The 16,212-nt window shown below is 58.5% G+C and carries 15 protein-coding genes and 1 pseudogene; 2 read left to right on the top strand and 14 right to left on the bottom strand.

What is annotated here, in order from left to right; all coding sequences use genetic code 11:
• Window positions 1-18: 18 nt before the first annotated feature.
• Window positions 19-1,656: an arylsulfatase gene (locus ACFPWW_RS02735; RefSeq protein WP_377310421.1), complete on the bottom strand. Its 1,638-nt coding sequence runs from the start codon at window positions 1,654-1,656 to the stop codon at window positions 19-21.
• A gap of 294 nt (window positions 1,657-1,950) precedes the next feature.
• Here ACFPWW_RS02735 and ACFPWW_RS02730 point away from each other — a divergent pair.
• A pseudogene (locus ACFPWW_RS02730) lies at window positions 1,951-2,192 on the top strand (IS481 family transposase); the annotation flags it as partial.
• A 44-nt stretch (window positions 2,193-2,236) separates the two neighbouring features.
• On the opposite strand, the gene ACFPWW_RS02725 reads toward ACFPWW_RS02730, so the two are convergent.
• The 3 genes from ACFPWW_RS02725 to ACFPWW_RS02715 all read right to left on the bottom strand — a co-directional run bounded on the left by ACFPWW_RS02725 (window position 2,237) and on the right by ACFPWW_RS02715 (window position 4,719).
• A complete protein-coding gene (locus ACFPWW_RS02725; RefSeq protein ID WP_377310224.1) occupies window positions 2,237-2,794 on the bottom strand; it encodes a hypothetical protein in 558 nt (185 codons plus the stop codon).
• Between the two features lie 189 nt (window positions 2,795-2,983).
• The gene (locus ACFPWW_RS02720; RefSeq protein ID WP_377310222.1) at window positions 2,984-3,799 is read right to left on the bottom strand and encodes a Ku protein; all 816 of its coding nucleotides are present in this window, start codon (window positions 3,797-3,799) and stop codon (window positions 2,984-2,986) included.
• A gap of 11 nt (window positions 3,800-3,810) precedes the next feature.
• The gene (locus tag ACFPWW_RS02715) at window positions 3,811-4,719 is read right to left on the bottom strand and encodes a Ku protein (RefSeq protein ID WP_377310220.1); all 909 of its coding nucleotides are present in this window, start codon (window positions 4,717-4,719) and stop codon (window positions 3,811-3,813) included.
• Between the two features lie 514 nt (window positions 4,720-5,233).
• Here ACFPWW_RS02715 and ACFPWW_RS02710 point away from each other — a divergent pair.
• Complete coding sequence (locus tag ACFPWW_RS02710) at window positions 5,234-5,824, top strand: type II toxin-antitoxin system PemK/MazF family toxin (RefSeq protein WP_377310218.1); 591 nt, start codon at window positions 5,234-5,236, stop codon at window positions 5,822-5,824.
• Between the two features lie 370 nt (window positions 5,825-6,194).
• Here ACFPWW_RS02710 and ACFPWW_RS02705 read toward each other — a convergent pair whose 3' ends face one another.
• The 10 genes from ACFPWW_RS02705 to ACFPWW_RS02660 all read right to left on the bottom strand — a co-directional run bounded on the left by ACFPWW_RS02705 (window position 6,195) and on the right by ACFPWW_RS02660 (window position 15,906).
• The gene (locus ACFPWW_RS02705) at window positions 6,195-7,628 is read right to left on the bottom strand and encodes a UvrD-helicase domain-containing protein (protein ID WP_377310216.1); all 1,434 of its coding nucleotides are present in this window, start codon (window positions 7,626-7,628) and stop codon (window positions 6,195-6,197) included.
• Window positions 7,621-9,339, bottom strand: coding sequence for an ATP-dependent nuclease (locus ACFPWW_RS02700; RefSeq protein WP_377310214.1), 1,719 nt, complete (start codon window positions 9,337-9,339; stop codon window positions 7,621-7,623). The genes ACFPWW_RS02705 and ACFPWW_RS02700 overlap by 8 nt, the downstream gene beginning before the upstream one ends.
• Window positions 9,340-9,504: 165 nt before the next feature.
• On the bottom strand, window positions 9,505-10,584 hold the full coding sequence (locus tag ACFPWW_RS02695) for an SAVED domain-containing protein (protein ID WP_377310213.1): 1,080 nt from the start codon (window positions 10,582-10,584) through the stop codon (window positions 9,505-9,507).
• Window positions 10,585-10,590: 6 nt separating this feature from the next.
• Entirely contained in the window at window positions 10,591-11,052 is a 462-nt protein-coding gene (locus ACFPWW_RS02690; protein ID WP_377310419.1) for a Mov34/MPN/PAD-1 family protein, read from the bottom strand.
• A gap of 2 nt (window positions 11,053-11,054) precedes the next feature.
• Complete coding sequence (locus tag ACFPWW_RS02685) at window positions 11,055-12,770, bottom strand: ThiF family adenylyltransferase (protein ID WP_377310212.1); 1,716 nt, start codon at window positions 12,768-12,770, stop codon at window positions 11,055-11,057.
• Window positions 12,767-13,990 (bottom strand): nucleotidyltransferase, encoded by a 1,224-nt coding sequence (locus ACFPWW_RS02680; protein WP_377310210.1) that lies wholly within the window; start codon window positions 13,988-13,990, stop codon window positions 12,767-12,769. Before ACFPWW_RS02680 ends, ACFPWW_RS02685 begins: the two co-directional genes overlap by 4 nt.
• Window positions 13,991-14,060: 70 nt before the next feature.
• Window positions 14,061-14,723 (bottom strand): hypothetical protein, encoded by a 663-nt coding sequence (locus tag ACFPWW_RS02675; RefSeq protein WP_377310208.1) that lies wholly within the window; start codon window positions 14,721-14,723, stop codon window positions 14,061-14,063.
• Window positions 14,720-15,352 carry an ImmA/IrrE family metallo-endopeptidase gene (locus ACFPWW_RS02670; RefSeq protein WP_377310207.1) on the bottom strand — a complete coding sequence of 211 codons (633 nt, stop codon included), beginning with the start codon at window positions 15,350-15,352 and terminating at the stop codon, window positions 14,720-14,722. Before ACFPWW_RS02670 ends, ACFPWW_RS02675 begins: the two co-directional genes overlap by 4 nt.
• The gene (locus tag ACFPWW_RS02665; protein ID WP_377310205.1) at window positions 15,319-15,678 is read right to left on the bottom strand and encodes a helix-turn-helix domain-containing protein; all 360 of its coding nucleotides are present in this window, start codon (window positions 15,676-15,678) and stop codon (window positions 15,319-15,321) included. The genes ACFPWW_RS02670 and ACFPWW_RS02665 overlap by 34 nt, the downstream gene beginning before the upstream one ends.
• A gap of 69 nt (window positions 15,679-15,747) precedes the next feature.
• Window positions 15,748-15,906: a hypothetical protein gene (locus ACFPWW_RS02660; protein ID WP_377310203.1), complete on the bottom strand. Its 159-nt coding sequence runs from the start codon at window positions 15,904-15,906 to the stop codon at window positions 15,748-15,750.
• Between the last annotated feature and the right edge of the window lie 306 nt (window positions 15,907-16,212).

The following is a 16,212-nucleotide window of genomic DNA, read 5'->3' as shown; positions in this document are numbered from 1 at the left end:
CCACTCTGTCTATTCGGCTTATTGCGCGTTCGGAGCCTTGTCGAGGGAGGACATTAGCGCCTCAATCATTTGGTCGACGCTGAAGCTCGCCGGGCGCTGGCTCGGCGGGTAATCACGGAAGGTTTGCAAGAAGGGTGCAACGTGCCACACGCCATATTGAATGAGATAGGCGTTCTTGGTCATCCAATCATAATACTGATCGGATACAACATCGGCCCGTTCGTAAGGATCCATTCTGAGGTTGAAGACCTTCGGCGCGCGCAGGCATGTGAAGGGGTTCGCCCAGACTTCGAAGCCTCCGGGCTTGCGCTGTTCGCAGAACACGAGTTTCCAGTTGTCGTATCGGTAAGCGACGAGGTTGCCGTCGTCGTTGAAGTAGAAAAAGTCGTTTCGTGCGGACTTCGGCTCCTGCCCGGTCAGGTAGGCAAGCTGATTGTAGCCGTCGAGATGGACCTTGAACTGGTTGCCTCCGATCGCCGTTCCTTTCTGCAAGCGGTCCTTGATATCAGGATCGCCGGCGGCGGCAAGCAGCGTGGGAAACCAATCCAGGCCCGATATCATCTCATTGGACACCTCGCCTGCCTTGATGTGGCCCGGCCAACGGATCATCGCCGGCACGCGGAATGCGCCCTCCCAGTTCGTGTCCTTCTCGCTTCTGAAGGACGTCGTCGCTGCGTCCGGCCACGAGAACTGGTTCGGACCATTGTCTGTCGTGTAGACCACGATGGTGTTGTCGGCGATGTTCAGATCGTCGATCGCCTTCAGAAGCTTTCCGACGTCGCCGTCATGCTCGATCATGCCGTCGGCATATTCATTGCCTGGCATGCCGCTTTGCCCCTTCATGGAGTCGCGCACATGCGTGAAGACGTGCATGCGGGTTGTGTTCATCCAGGTGAAGAACGGCTTGCCCTGCTTTACCTGCCTGTCCATGAAATCGATCGCGGCCGCCGTCGTCTCATCATCGATCGTTTCCATCCGTTTCTTATTCAGGGCTCCAGTGTCTTCGATCCTGCCGTCGGCATAGGAGTGGATGACGCCACGCGGCGAATTCGTCCTGACAAATTCCTGGTCGTCCTTTGGGTAATAGGGCCGCTCCGGCTCCTCTTCGGCATTCAGATGATAGAGATTCCCGAAGAACTCGTCGAAGCCGTGCTTGGTCGGCAGGAATTCGTCGCGATCGCCGAGATGGTTCTTGCCGAATTGGCCGGTTGCATAGCCAAGGGGTTTGAGTGCCTGCGCGATGGTGATGTCGCGCGGCTGCAGACCGACGGTCGCGCCGGGAATGCCGACTTTGCAAAGACCAGTGCGCAGGCAGACCTGCCCGGTGATGAAGGTCGATCGGCCCGCCGTGCAACTATTCTCGGCATAGTAGTCGGTGAAGATCATGCCTTCCTTTGCGATGCGGTCGATGTTGGGCGTCTTGTAACCCATCATGCCCATGGAATACGCGCTGATGTTCGTCTGGCCGATGTCGTCGCCGAAGATGACAAGAATGTTCGGCTTGGCGCCCGCATCGTTCGATGGCTGCGCTGGCACAGTGGCGGATTGTGTCGCCTGTTGCGCGTATGCCGAGGAGGCGGCGAGCGAAACGGAGCCTAGTGTCATTGCGAAGGCTGCGGTGGCGCCGAGGAGGTGTCGGGAGGGGGCGCGGCTCATGGCATTTCTCCCTCCGTGTCGTGGCTGTTCAACATTCCGGTCTCCTTTTGATCGGGCAGCGTCCAGCGCTGCCGGAATTGGATGTCGCGATCGACCACGCCACACTTCTCTTGATCAAGTTCCCGCGGAAGTACGTTACGGTAAATGCGCGGCTTGCCGACGTAACAGGACGCGTAAATCCGAGAGCCGTGGGTATGATGAATACCCCTCACGTGCAGACCGTCATGCTAGCTGTATAGTCCCAGGGTGTGATGGTTCATCATTGATCCTGAGTCGTCAGGAAGAGGATGCATTATGGGAAGTATTCCTCACGGCAGCGCCCGCACGACGCCGCGTCTTCGAGCCGAGCTCCAAGCGTCGCAAGAGACACCCGGTCCCTTGCCGCCCGCTACGGCCTGAACCCAAAGACGGTGGCCAAATGGCGCGAGCGGACCACGACGGCCGATGCGCCGATGGGGCCTAAGTCTCCCAAGAGTACGGTGCTGACACCGACTCAGGAAGCCATCGTCGTGGCTTTCCGGCAGAAGACGCTATTGCACCCTCAAGGTGAAGTCGAGGAACTTCCATTAGTCGCTCGGCGCTATGGCTTCACCCCTGTGGCTTCTTGTTCCAACAGCTCTCGATAACGGGCTTGCTCGGTGGCGCTCAAGTCGTACTTCGTCTTGCTCTGATCGCTGAGGGCCAGAATCCCGCGGTTGCAGAGTTCATCCGTCAGCGCTTGGACTGCGGACACTGAAAGGCTTGTACCCGCCGAGATCTCCTCAATCGATGAGCCGGGGTGTCTTTTCACGAACCGTCGCACAAACATCTGAGGTACGCTCAATCTCGGCTTTAGCTCATAGTAGCCGCTGGCAAGCCTTTCCTCGTCACGACGATGTCGCTCGACGATTTCTCCCGCAGCCCAGTCGCCCAGGCGATAGAGTCGTTCAAGAAGCTGACGCGCACGCTCGGCTTCCTCAGAGGCAAGACCGTTTTCAGAGATGTAGTATGCGGCCACACCGCTTGTGACCACCTTCTCGTCGGACGCTCCGTCATGAACCAGAGCCGTAGGGGGATTGTTCGTTGAGACCACATTTCGGTAACCGGAAAGCTCGATGAGATCCGCAAAATTCCAAGATTCAGTGATGGCGCCGATCATTGCCAAGGCCCACTTTGAAATGCAGTCCAAAAGATCTTAGGGCTACGTTGGCGGAAACCCAAGATCCTCAGCAAGTCATCATGCGGCAGACGTTGTGTGAGTCGCCATCCCGGTACGATCCGACCCCGGCAAAAGAACGGCGATCTCTCTGATCGGCATCGTTGCGCTGTAATCCATCACGGTGCCTCCTCAGCGAGCCTTGCTGGTCTTCAGATCTCCTTCGATCGACTTCCGCAGGGCATCCATGATGTTGATGACGTTCGAGGCGGGAGCCCCGGCCTCCGGCTTCTTGCCCTTGGCAGTCTTCCTCGGCTTGAGGAGTTTCTTCTTCTCTTCAATGAGTTTCAGCAGGCTTTCCTGTATCGGGTCGCTGACCATGTCCGGAGACCACCGCGCGGACTTCCGCTTGATGAATTGTTGGATCAACGGAATGAGATCCGGATCGGCCTTCTCGTCGATGTCTTCGAAGTAATTTTCTTCGGGACGAACCTCGTCCCCGAAGCGCAGGCTCCACAGAACGATGCCTTCGTCGCGAGGCTCGAGGATCACGGCTCGTTCCCGACGACCCACGACGAGTTTCGAGACACCCACGACCTTTTCGGCCTTCATCGCATCTCGGATCACCGCAAAGGCCTCGTTCCCGACGGGGTCATCCGGCATGAGGTAGTGCGGCTTCTCCAGATAGATCCATTCGATATTTTCGGCGGGAACAAACTTGTCGATGTCGATTGTCTTCACCGTCTCGAGTGCTACCTCGTCGAGATCGTCGTCAGTCAGGATGACGTAGTCGTTCTCGCCTCGGGCGTACCCTTTCGCTTCGTTATTCTCCTTGACCGGCTTCCCGGTCACGGAGTCGATGTACTGGGACACGACGCGGTTGCCCGTGTCCTTGTTCAGCGTGTGGAAGCGAACCTTCTCGCTTTCGCTCGTCGCCGGGGTCATGGCCACGGGGCAGGTGACCAGCGAGAGCTTCAGGTAGCCTTTCCAATAGTATTTCGGGGCCATGATCTATCTCCTCAGCCAGCCTTGCGCTGCGCGGCGGATCTCGAAGAAGCCGTCTTCGAAGCTTTCGCACGCGCGGCAGGCTTTCGCCCGGTGCCAGCATTGGCATTGGCGGCTGTGCGTTTCGGTTTTTCCGCCGCAGCCTTAATCATCCCGGCACTTTGGCGAAGAGCGGCCAGCAGATCGTTAGGCTTGGAGACCTCGACCTTCTTCGGCTTCGGCAGTGAGCGGCCTTCAATCTTCGCCTTCACGAGATCGGCAAGCGCAGCTTCGTAGCGGTCTTCGAATGTGGCCGGATCGAACTCGCCCTTCTTCGTGCTGATGATGTGCTTGGCGAGATCCATCATCTCGCCCTGGATCTTGATCTTCGGCATCCCCTCGAACGCCTTCTTCGATGAGCGAACTTCGTAATCGTAGTTCATCGTGGTCGCGATCAGGCCCCTGCCATGGGGACGTATCAGGACCGTTCGAACACGGCGGAAGAGAACCGCCCGCGCAACGGCCGCGACATTGGATTTCTTCATTCCATCGCGAAGGGCAACGAAAGCATCGCCGCCCATCTTGTCCGGGGTTAAATAATAGGGCTTGTCGAAATAAACGTCGTCTACGTCGGCGCAGGGGATGAAGGCGTCGATCTCAAGCGTCTTGTTGTTCTCCGGGATCGTCGCCGTTACTTCCTCGGGGTCGATGATGATGTACTGGCCGTTGTCGATCTCAAAACCCTTGGTCTGCAACTCTTTCGGAACAGGATCCCCGGTCTCGCTGTCGATGAAGATGCGGTTTACACGATTTCCTGTTGCCTTGTTGATTGTGTTGAACGTGATGCGCTCGGAGGTGCTGGCGGCTGTGTAGAGGGCGACACCGCATGACACTTCACCGAATTTCAGGAAGCCTTTCCACTGAGCACGATGTCCCGCTGCCATGACGCCTACTCCGAATCACTGGGTGCGACTCAAAGACGTGCGAGAGTGATTCGTTCCGACTCGAAACGAATCATTTTTCAATGATTTAGGAATTTTTCTTCGCAAATCGATTCTGGTTCGTAACAGCGTTGCGCAGCGGGGGAGGCAGGCGAGACCGAATTTCCTGCAGGATTCCCTTCACCCTGACAGCCGATCCGAGCGTTACCTCCACGGGGAGTGACCACTCCCTGATCAGCTCGGGATCATCGCTCTTGGTTTTCGTCTTGGGCATACCGGAGCAGGTGGGATCGGAAGGGTCCTGCGTCAATTGCCTGTCCTTGCCGTGGCGGAGTAATTGTGCAGGGTTTCGAGCAGGAGCAGATCGTCGTCGGAATTCCCATTGCGGGCGGCATCGTAGGAACGTTTCGCCCGCAGCGACTCCGATGGAGAGCTGCATTGGATCGGTTGCGATCAACTCTGTATTAAGACTAGCCTTGGTAGCAAAGAGTCGGTGATTGAAACCAAGAAGACTGACATGACGGGCGAATACTCTGACTGGGATCCTACCAAACTAACAATCAATCAAATGCCGGCACCTCGCGAGGCCTACTGGATCGGGGTCTTTGACGATGCGGTGGAGCCGGAGTTCACTGGATATCATCCAGGAGTGATCATCGGAACGTCGGGCAACTTTGATGAAAAGACCGGCACGGTGACGTTCGTCCCGTTGACATCCGAGCCGCCCAAAGTTGGCACCTCCGGGAAGATTCCGGTTTCCAAATACCAATTGATGAAGAACCCTCATCCAACGGACGGTCGAACTGTCTGGGCCGTCTGCGATCACATCCTGACGGTCCGGTTGAGTCGACTGGAGCGCTATAAAGAGTATCACCGCAAGGTGGTTCCGAAGGTTTCGAAGCAGGATTTTAGCAATATTCTCTCATCGATAGTCTCTGGACACGTGGCTTTGAGAAACCACATCGAGGCAGGAATGCGCGCCGAGCGGGACCGCTTGATCGCCACCCATGAAGACACCATATGTGCGCTTAAGAGCGAATTCGATCGCTCCATTCTTGAGCGAGCGTATTCGCTCCTGGACGAGATGACGGATCCAGAAAAGGTCTAGCCTCTTGACAGAGTTGGGGTGAGTACGTATGTTTGCATCGTGGTTGCGACCACTCGCCTCGGTGAACAAGCCGAGCTTTCGAATACCCATCTGCGGATGGTCACGGCGGGGTTTATCCCCGCCTTTTCTTTTTGGGAGTCCCTTCTTGCGACTTCGGCGCACCCTGTTTTTGCATGGGCGGTGATGGGGAAGGGCGTGCCGGCCTCGCAGATCTATTCCTTTCCCTCCGACCTACCGAACGGAAACGCTAACAGGTACGAGGCCTGCCGCGAGCTCCCGCATAATCATGCCATTATCGCCAGCTTCACTCGCGCGCTTGATAGGCCAAATATCGGAAGCCAGCGCTATCAAGGGCCTTCGGACCACACCGCTACCCGACCAACGGACTGGAAGAGCAGACTACGAGCTTCCGCGATCCTCGCGTAAGTGCGACATAGAGATTCTTCGTGTTCCGGGCACGGTTGCTGTCGAACTGCTCAGCATCCAGAATGACGGCAACATCTGCCTCAAGCCCCTTCAGGAGGAGGGGGCTGCCGACGGCTCTTCTCGGGACGCGCCTTCCGATCATCCTGCCTTGCTCGCGGATTCGGACCGCCGCATTGAGGAACGCGTCAGGGATGCCAGGAGTACAGGATCGAAGCGCCTGCACGCATGCGCCGAGTATTTCGGGGCGGAAGGTTCTTGCACCTTGATTGTTCTCGAGGGCGAGGAGCAGCCTGACAAGGTTTTCGGCAGATCCGTCCGCCTTGTAGTCGAGGGCCGCCAGTTCGACGGCAGTGGCTTCCTTCCGTGAGGATCCTCGCTCGATGATCGCGATCCGCGAACGCAGGCCGCCCTTGTCCACGTTCGTCGTCACTTCGGACGCAAACTCCAGGACGGTGTCCAGATCGCCCGGCTGGTCGAGATCGACGCTTCCTGCGAACGTGATGACGTCGGTGAGATCCACGGCCTCGACCGTGACTGCTCCCGGGGTTTGCTTTGCTACCCTGCGCTGGAGTGCCCTGTTCATGCCCGCCGCCATTATGAGAACCTTGCCGTCGGGGTTAGGAGGGCGGACGTTGCAGGCCTTGCGCTGGCGGGTTTCATCGTCGCTGCCGTCCAGTTCGACCCATTCGACCTCGGGCGGCGCTGTTCGGAGATCGATCCGGCCACCCGCGACAAGGATCGCGCGGGCTTCCAGAAGCCACTCGCCGAAAGCCGGCGCGCCCGCTCGGATCCAGCGCCATGGCTTCGTCAGTTCTCCCGCCGAAGAGAATGTCGAGCAGACATCATGGTCCCAATGCGGGTGCGGGCCCTGCCAACTGAAGATCTCCTGCATCGGGTCGCCGAGGACGACGGTTGGAATTACGGTCGAGAGATGGCTGACCACGCGATGCTGTTCATGGCCGCAGTCCTGGTACTCGTCGACGATCACGCGGACGTAACTCGCATCTATGATGTCATCGAGATGTTTTCCCTCGAAAAGCGCCGCGGCGGCCCGCTTGATTGCGGGATAGTCGCTGCGTGGGTCATTCAGAGCGAGATGGCTAATATCAATGCCCGAGCGGACTGGAAAAGTGTTGAGAATTCGAAGCGCCCACCCGTCGAGCGTCGCCAATCGATACGAACGGCTCGGAACTCCCGCACGCTCCAGCCGCGACCGCAGAACCGACACGCCCGCGTTGGTGTGAGTGAGTATCAGGATCGGCTTCCTGTCCGTGTGCCTGATGAGGGAATCCGCAATGAGCTGGGTCTTTCCGCACCCGGCCGGAGCCGTTACCGATCCTCGCCGGATAGACAGAAGATCGATGTCTCCCTCAGCCATTCAGGCACCATTTTCTGAGAGAGACGAGGACCAATTTGAACTCCTTGTCCGTTTCTTTGACCGAGGGCATCACGAAATCGCGGGCGACTTCCTCCATTTCTCCAACGGATTTGAACCAAGCCTTCTTGTTGTCCTTATTACCACCGGCGGCATTTCCCAACGCCAGCCGCGCCTCCGTCGACAGAACTCCCCTGGCCAATTCGTCTCGCACCCGCGCAAGCGTCACAGCGTTCGTCGAATGGCTCTTGAGCTTAGAATCCACTTCGCCGTCCGAACGGTCCTCAAGGGCACGGTCAAGGAGCGCGCCGATCGTGTCGGCCGGCAGCGTCACGAACAGCTCGACTTCAAGCTTATGGCCCTTGCGCCATTTGAAGATGGATCCGCCGGCGAGCTCGAAGCTGGTCTCCTCCGCTATTGGCGGTTGATAGTCGTCGTCGCGAAATGTGGCCGTTCGGTAGCCCATCGTTCGGAACGCCTCTGCTCGCGACATGATGTTCGTGTACCCGTTGGCACTGACAAGCGCGGTTCCGGCCGCGAAGAGCGACTTGCCATCTCCCTTGTCCGAGAGGAACTGGTCCATGCCGCGAACGAAGCCGACCTCACTTGCTCCTTCACAGACAAGGATGGAATGGGCGAGAAAAGCTTCCGGGTAGAGGCGGATTGTTCCCTGAAGGTCAGGGTGATCGCCAACCCATCTCACTTCGTGCCGATCTCCGACCCGTCGCACAATCGAGATCTGCTCCACTGCAAGCTCTCGGACGGCCACTGGAGAATGGCTGGTCACGAACACCTGCAGGGACGGTTCCTTCTGCTTGGCGCCTAGGTTGTCGAGGAAACGTACAATGCGATGAGGCTCAAGCCCATGCTCGAGTTCGTCGACCAGCAGGATTGCGGTCTCCGCTGCGTTCTTCTGCTGGAGCCCCGATATCATGAGGCGTGTCGAGCCGATCCCGAGCCGACGGAGAGGGATGCCATTCCCGTCGTGTAGAGAGATTGTACCAGCAGTCACTGAGACGGAGTGGGCCTCGAGCTCGGCTTTTGCTTTTGCCCCGACATCTATGCCGAGGCTGCCCGCGACTTCGGTCACGATCTGGAGTGCGTCGCCCAGCATTGCGTCTGCATCCTTGCCGAAGGACTTCCTCGCCTCCCGTGCCGCCGCCAGGAGCGCGGTCGAAGCGTCGGCGGTCTCGTCCGAAAGGCGGTTGAGGACAGAGCCTCGCTTCCAGGACAGATTATGGTCCGAAAGAGCGCCGATCCGCACGGGAGCCAGCCTCTCGCGATCCGACCATGACAGGTTGCGCGTCTGACCTGCGGCGCGCGCGCGATCGGAGATGAGCGACCAAGTCGGCTCCAGATCACTCTCCACGGCGAGGTTGAGACAGAGCACGGTCTCCAGGCCGCTGCCGGGTTCGTCTTCGATCTTCTTCGCCGCTGCGTCATATCCACGGAGATACAGGCCGTAGGTCTCGATGGATTTCAATTCTGGCCCGAGGTTTCCAAGGGTGAGAGTGATCTGGATCGGATCTTTGATGTCGAGGTTGTGGAAGTCGGCATCCGTGAACTGAGCAGTCCTTCGCGCACCCAGCGCCAGATCGATTGCATCAAGGATCGTGGACTTGCCGCTGTCTCCCGGTCCGATCAGGCAGTTGATACCGGATGTCGGATACCATTGGAGGTGCCTAATGCAGCGGAAGTTCTCAATCTCGACCAATCGTATAGTTGCCATTCATATGCCTCGGGAATCACATGCACCCGAAGAGAGTAATTCACGGCTGCCCGAGGGTCGGCAAGCAAGGGTATGTCTCCGCCCACAACGCAGAGTGGCTTCTCTGAGGAAATATCCGCACGTGCACCGGGCTCCTTTCATTCCGTCCTCTCACGTCCTGACGATCGAAGGTGCCGCAACGCTGGCAACGGGCATGCGGACGCCCCATGGAAACTTCTTCGCGCCGTTCGCCTCGTACTGATAGACGACGACGCCGGGCAGATTGCGCTTGTCGTATCGCCGACCGAGGTTGAATGCGACGCTGTTCTGGCAGGCCAGAAGGAGATGGATGGTGGTGACCCCCTTCGCCTCGAGAAGCTTCGCCGTGTCGAGAAGTTGCTGCGCGAGTGCGCTCTGCTTCGCCTGCGACCAGTGCGAGGAGTTCAGATCCGGAAGCGACATCCGAACGACCGGGAAACCGAACGTGGTCGCAATGTTCTCGTCTCTGACCTGATAGGAGACCGAAATGGCGAGGACGACGTCCGCCGAATTCTTCACGGCGTCGAGGCCGTCGATGCCGAAGCGCTGACCATCGTCGTGACTGTCAAGGCTTCTCCAGGACTCCCGTGTCCTGTCCCAGTCCATCACGACGATGCTGCCTTCGTCATCGAACACGACGCCGGTCAGAAAGGTCATCGGCACCGGGGTCAGCCCTCCGTAGACGACCGTGACATCCTGTCGATCGTTCTGTCCGGCATACTGCAGTACGATACGGCGCGCGGTATCAACCTCGGGCAACAACGCATCCGGGTCGACGATGACGCCGTCTCTCTTCTGGCGGAGATCCAGCGCGACGCCGATCCTGTGCCCCACAATCTCGGACGGCACCGCAGCAGTGAGCGGGGAACCGTCGTCCTCACGAAGTCCTCGTCCTTCGACAACGATGACCTTCTTCCTGTTCCGCAGCTCGTTCTCGCGAGTGAACCTCCTCCAGCCGACAACGAAGCACAGGACGAAAATCGCTCCGAAGATCGCGACCAGCGACCACTGTGCCCACTCGGGGATGATGTTGGTCGAGCCGATCTCGAAAGAGTATTCGCCTCGAGCGGTGGCTTTTACGAGCCAGTTTCCGCCGAGCAACGCGACAAGGACCGGCACACATAGGCCCGCAACTTTGACCTCGAATCCTTTGGGCCTGAACAGATACTTTACGAATTCGCGGAGGACCCAGTCTGCGGTTTCACGATACATGGTGCGTCAGCTCTCTGCTATGATCTGTACGGGCTCTGGAGCGGCCCCGCGTTGGTGGAAAGTCGACATCGCGGTGAATTCTGAAGGAAAGTCGGAGCGCACGACGAGGAGTACCGCGAACGGAATCTCTCGTTCGCCGTTTACCAGATCCTCCATCGATTCAAGGTCCGTGATGCTCGGCATAATTGGCAGGCGCGGATGCGAATGCCATTCCCCGATGTAGTTGTACGTCTCGTAGTCGCGACCGGTCTTCTCGAAGAACGCATCGAGGAATTCGTTGTGGTAGGCGTGGTCGCGAACGAAGTGGGCCCTTTCGCCTGAAGTCTCGTCGACCGAAAAATCGACAACCTCGAAAGCGCCGGGTCTGATCTGGCGAGCCATGAGGATCCCGCCGATCTCCCTATCCGCAGCTCGGGCGAGGGCGCTCTTCATCCTGTCTCGGAGCGATCGGGACAGCTCCAACTGCACGGTCACGAGTTCGTCTCGCTGGCGAGCTCTGACATCAGCCCTCTTATGATCTCGCTAGATGCCGCACTCGTGTTGCTTTCCCATGCGCCGGAGGAACGTAGATCGATGGGCCAGGTGTCGAACGGCGCTTCGAAGATCCAGCCTTTCTTCAAGCCGATAGCGTACGCGGAATAGGGGAAGGCGGTCTCCCCACCTTGAAGGATGTCGATCCCAAGTCGCGTCGCGTGAGCCGCGACGACGGAGACGTCGGCATCGTCGGCGATGAACGGCGGACCGTTGTCCGGATTGACCTCGTAGCGACCTTGTGGGGTAGCCTCCCAAGATATGCCATGGTCCTCGCACCATTTCGTGATCTGGTTTCGAGCGTAAAGCGGCGGCGGCTCCCTATCGGGACGCGCTCTTGCGACAATCCCGCCGATGCCGCCGCCAAAGACCTCGGCCCAGACCATGGGCTTGCGGTTTCGGCTCGACGCGCCGGCGCAGAGGTTGAACGATGTCGGATTGGCTGTAGCGTCGATGATCATATCGCAGTCGCCGAGCAACTCGAGCGTCGAATCCATGGTGATGGAAGAGATCTGGCTACCGAGGGCAATCCGGCGCGTGATGACATCGGCGTCCACGGCGATCTGCTCGATCTTGTCGGCGAGCGCATCGACCTTGTGCCACCCGATCGCGCGCGCGTCGAGTTCATTTCGGACAAGATTGCCAGTCAAGAAAACGTCTTCGTCTACGAGCAGGAACTTTCGTACGCCGGCTCGGGCAAGGGAGGTCGCGATTTTCGACCCAATCGAGCCGCAGCCGACGACGGCGACGCGGTTCTGCGAAATGGCATCGCGGTTAGAGGCCGACCGGTTTGCGAGTTCTCCCTCCTCGATAATCCGGTAGGGGATCAGCAGCGGCAGCCCGTTCTTGCTCCATTGCATGTCGTAGGCTGTGCGGCGTCCGCTCTTCTCCAGCACGATAAGGAAAGGAAGCTCCTGGTTGTGCAGAAACGGCGCAAGTTCCGGAACCCGCTTTGCCAAATCTTCGAACTCGCCTCCACCGTGAAGTGCCAGTACGCTCATGTCCTGCTGGGTCCTCAACAGGAACCCGCTTCGCGCCGGGGCATTTGTTGGCGTCGGCTGCGACGACGTCCAGAGTTCGCTTCCGCGCGCACCGATCGCCGTCAGATGCGCCACGCGGTTAAGCTGGCGGGCCGTCATCGTCAAAGAGATTGCTACCATCAATTCGGGCAGGTGGCCCTCGAGCGAACCCCATGCGCCGTCCGGCACCATGAGGCGCCATGTCTCGAACCGAAGCTCCGAAGCGAGCGAAGTCTTGTGATCCGAAGGAACCACGTCCGTCCTTCCATCCGATGCGCGCTCGCCCGCGATGAGCCCGTAGGCGCTCTCGATCATCATCGCGCCTGTAACCGATGGATCCCAGTTGTCAGGTCGCCACTGGAGACAAAGCTCGCCACCAACGCCGTACTGATGATTGGAAAGTCGAAGTTCGCCGTGAGGCATCACGATCGGGGGAGTGTCAGGGAAGGTGGTCGGATAGACGACGGCCAAAGTGAACTTCTCGCCGCCATGCACGATCTCCACGTCCACGCAGAGCTGAAGGTTATCGAGAAAACGGGAACGTACGCTCGTCAACCAGTCGTGCTCCTCCTGAAGCGCGACCAGTGCCAATTTCTCTGCGCGTGCGCGCTGCTCGTCCGAAAGCCACCAGATCATGCGTAGCCCTGCGGCTTCGTCGGCTGGCGGGCGGCGTTCGCGAAGCTAGGCGCCGCCGCCGCGGCGCCACTGGCCGATGCCCCGGTGGCGGCGCGCAGAAGACGATTGCCACCAGTCAGGCGATCTGCCGCGTTGGTCGACAATCGATAACCCATCCGAGGAGTAAGGGCATCCGCCATCTCCTGGGCGGAGGCTGCCTGCGCGGCTGCCGCGAAATCGGCACGGGCGGTGTGGAGCCACCTGAAGAAAGCATCGGCCTTCTCCGGCTTCTCCTGCCACTTGTCCGCAAAGTTCTCGTACGGGTCGGTGGGATTGGCGATGACGTACTTCTGGCCGTCGTGCTTGATGAACTGATCCATCCTCTGCAGGATGGCAAAAAGCGCGCCGGAGATCGTCTCTTGACCTTCGTATGCGTGCGCCGCCAATGTCGTGATGATCACCGAGATAGGACGGACGTCGGGCTCGCGAGCGAACATGTTGTCCCTGTGTCGCTTCAAGATCATGATCGCCGACTGCAACGGCGTCTTCACCTTGAAATCCGGCATGTCCTCGACGCTCGCACGGAATCCTTGCCGATTGAGGGCTTCGACCTTCGCCCGCTTGCGGCGGAGAAGGACTTCGGCCTGACGGGAAGCGAACCAGTTCGAATACCCCTTCGGATTCGACCGAGGCCAGTACTCCGTCCTAGCTTTGTAATTCGGGAGGCGTCGGTCGGTAATCGAGATGGCCGTCTCGGACCAGCGGGCGTCGTGCATGACCGCCTCAAGGAGACGCTTCTGCTCGGCGGCATTCGGAAGAGCGGCCACGATATCCATGTGGAATTGGGCGCCGTCGGCATAGTCCAGGATCCAGCAGCGGTTCCCTTCGCGGACTGGCTTCGTCATGTTCTGGGCGTCGTGATAGGAATTCACCTCAACTTCTAGCAGTCGCTTCAAGTCGAATTGCGACAGGTCTTGCTTGGTCAGAAGACGGAATTCGCAGACCGAGTCGACGTCATATTCCTCGTCTTCGGTCAGCGGCCGAATCGCGGTCCCGAGCCTGAACGAACCCTGGCAGTAAACCTGAGGATCGAAGCGACGGACTGTACTCTCCTCGCGGTGAATCCATTCGCCGAAGGACTTGAAGCTACGATCCGCCTGGTCGTAGCGGTGTTCGGGGATTTCAAGGCCTGCGACTAGCGCTTCGAGATACGCTTCGATCGTATTGACATGCACGTTCATGACACTTGACCTCACGGTTTAATTGTACGCTGCCACAGCGCCTGGCACTGCGGCCGACTGGGATTGACGCTTAAACACTTGCGACCGGCACATCGCGGCCCGGCGATGCGGGCAGGCCCAGTTCGGCCCTGGCTGACGCGAACTGCATGTCCAGTAACTCCATCAGCCGCTCCCCAAGAGAGGTGATCTCGCGGTCTGATTCGGACCAACGGTAAAGCGTGCGATTTTGCAACGAAAGCACTGCGAAATCCTCTGGTCTGTTTTCCAGTGGATAGCGGGCCGCAACGGCGCTCAGCGCCGCTCGAACAAGGTTCCCGCTGAGCGGATGTCTTGTATTCCATAGATGGACGGCCGTTCGACGCTCGCCGATCCGCAATAGAAAGTCCGGCGTGTACTCGATCTTGAACAGCCCGCCGGGACTCAAGAACGTCACACTCGAGGCGGCCTCCATCATGCCGGGATGTTGTGCCTTCCATTCAAAGAATTGCTCCAGCGCACGGCGTGCCGCGTTACGCTCGGAGAGTCTTGATATTTGCTGCGTCGACGCGAGAACGGTTTCGACCGAAAGCCCCTGGAACGACGCCTGCTGTACGCGGCTTCGAAAGCTCTTGTGAAAGTCGAACCCACCGTCGCTCGGAGCGTAGCGCTTCCGGATGATCGTCCGCTGAGGACGTGGATTGGAGTTGATCAGCTTCAGGTAAGCCGAGAAGCCAAATTTCGGAATGTTCGTCATACTTGTGTCCCTTCATGAATACTGTCAGTGCTTGTTCGGCTCACAGGTTCCCGTTCTTCCATCGTCCGGATTGCATGGACCTCGGGCCACTTCGACATGGTGGCGTTCCCGCGCGCTATTCGAAGCGGTATCCCGGCCAGCGTCGCCAAATGCTCCGGTTCGTGGCGATGTCGATAGGCGAGGTGAGGTGGCGCGAGGAAGTGTCTCGCAAACATGTCCGCCTGATCCTCCATGGATTCCGTAGCCTTCATGTCCCGAATGCTCTGCACCGCGCCACGAAGGTCCTTGTGCATGAGGACATCCTTCTCGCGGTGAAGAAGGAAGTGCCCCAGCTCATGTGCAAGCACTAGCCGTGCCTCCGGATTGCCTTCACATGCAGCTTGATAAACAGAACTTCGAACCGTGATCCTGTCCTTCATTGGTTCGGCAAGAGCCTCCTCCGCCATTTCGGAATCATGCTTGATCAGCAGCCGAAATCGCGGAAACCGCGCGACGAGCCTGAATTCAATAATATCAACTATGTCAACAAGTTCGACGAATTTCATGTCAAACTCGTTTCGGTATTTCAGGGCTTCCGACATCATCTGAGAGGTCGTCAATCCACTGGATGTGAAGTAGTCCTTTGCCATTCCCGATACCTCGCCAGATCGATTACAGCGGAGCCCCGAAGCTGTTCTGCAGTCTGCGGAGGAGAGTTCGCCTTTGCGTTTTCCTGCCGGACAATCTTCGCAAATGCGTCGAGATCGACCCCCAGAAACTCGCAGAGCGTTTCGCGTTCGATGTCGGAAACCGCGTCCGAACCGTCCTCGAGAGCGCTCAAGGAAGCCGCGTCGATCCCGGTTTTCTCGGACAGTGCGTGGAAGGTCCACCGGCAGGAATGCCGTTTTCGCCTGATGATATCGCCAAAAATAGACAGCGCGGCCTTGCGGCCGACGTCATTGACATCGTCGGTCATGATAACCTCACTATAGGGTCACGAAAGATCGATGACGGAGACGCTTCCGGAGAAGCGTCTCCGGATCACCTACTTGCGGCGGCTCGGCTCACCCTTGGTGTCGCCGAGACCTGATTTCGGGATGCGCTCGACGGTCGTCGTGTTCGGACGAGCCTCCGCCTGCTTCACTGTGATGAACCGACCCGAACCGGAATCTCGTCCAACGTCGAATGTCTTCCTTGCAGCCATTTCCGTGTCCTTTCCTGGACCGTGGATTAATGAATGCGGTGCCTCGACATTGAGATGCGAATCCCCCTATAGTGCTCTTGCTAACAGCAGGGGATTTCGATCTTTCTGCCTTGCGAATGCCACATTCGTTATTCGCAAATATACCGCAGCCGGGTGTGGAAGCTTGGCTGCGGTATTGCGGGGAAACGTTCCCCTTATGCTTCCGAAAAATCCGCAATTTGCTGAGTGATTCGGCATAGTTAACCTACGATATTTTGCGATTTTTTGGAAGCGGTATCTTCTAAAATTTCGTTAAAATTCAGTCCT

Origin of the sequence: Rhizobium sp. GCM10022189, assembly GCF_042656325.1 — a bacterium.
In the GTDB taxonomy this organism is placed as follows: domain Bacteria; phylum Pseudomonadota; class Alphaproteobacteria; order Rhizobiales; family Rhizobiaceae; genus Rhizobium.
This window is presented reverse-complemented; position numbering and strand designations above follow the sequence as displayed.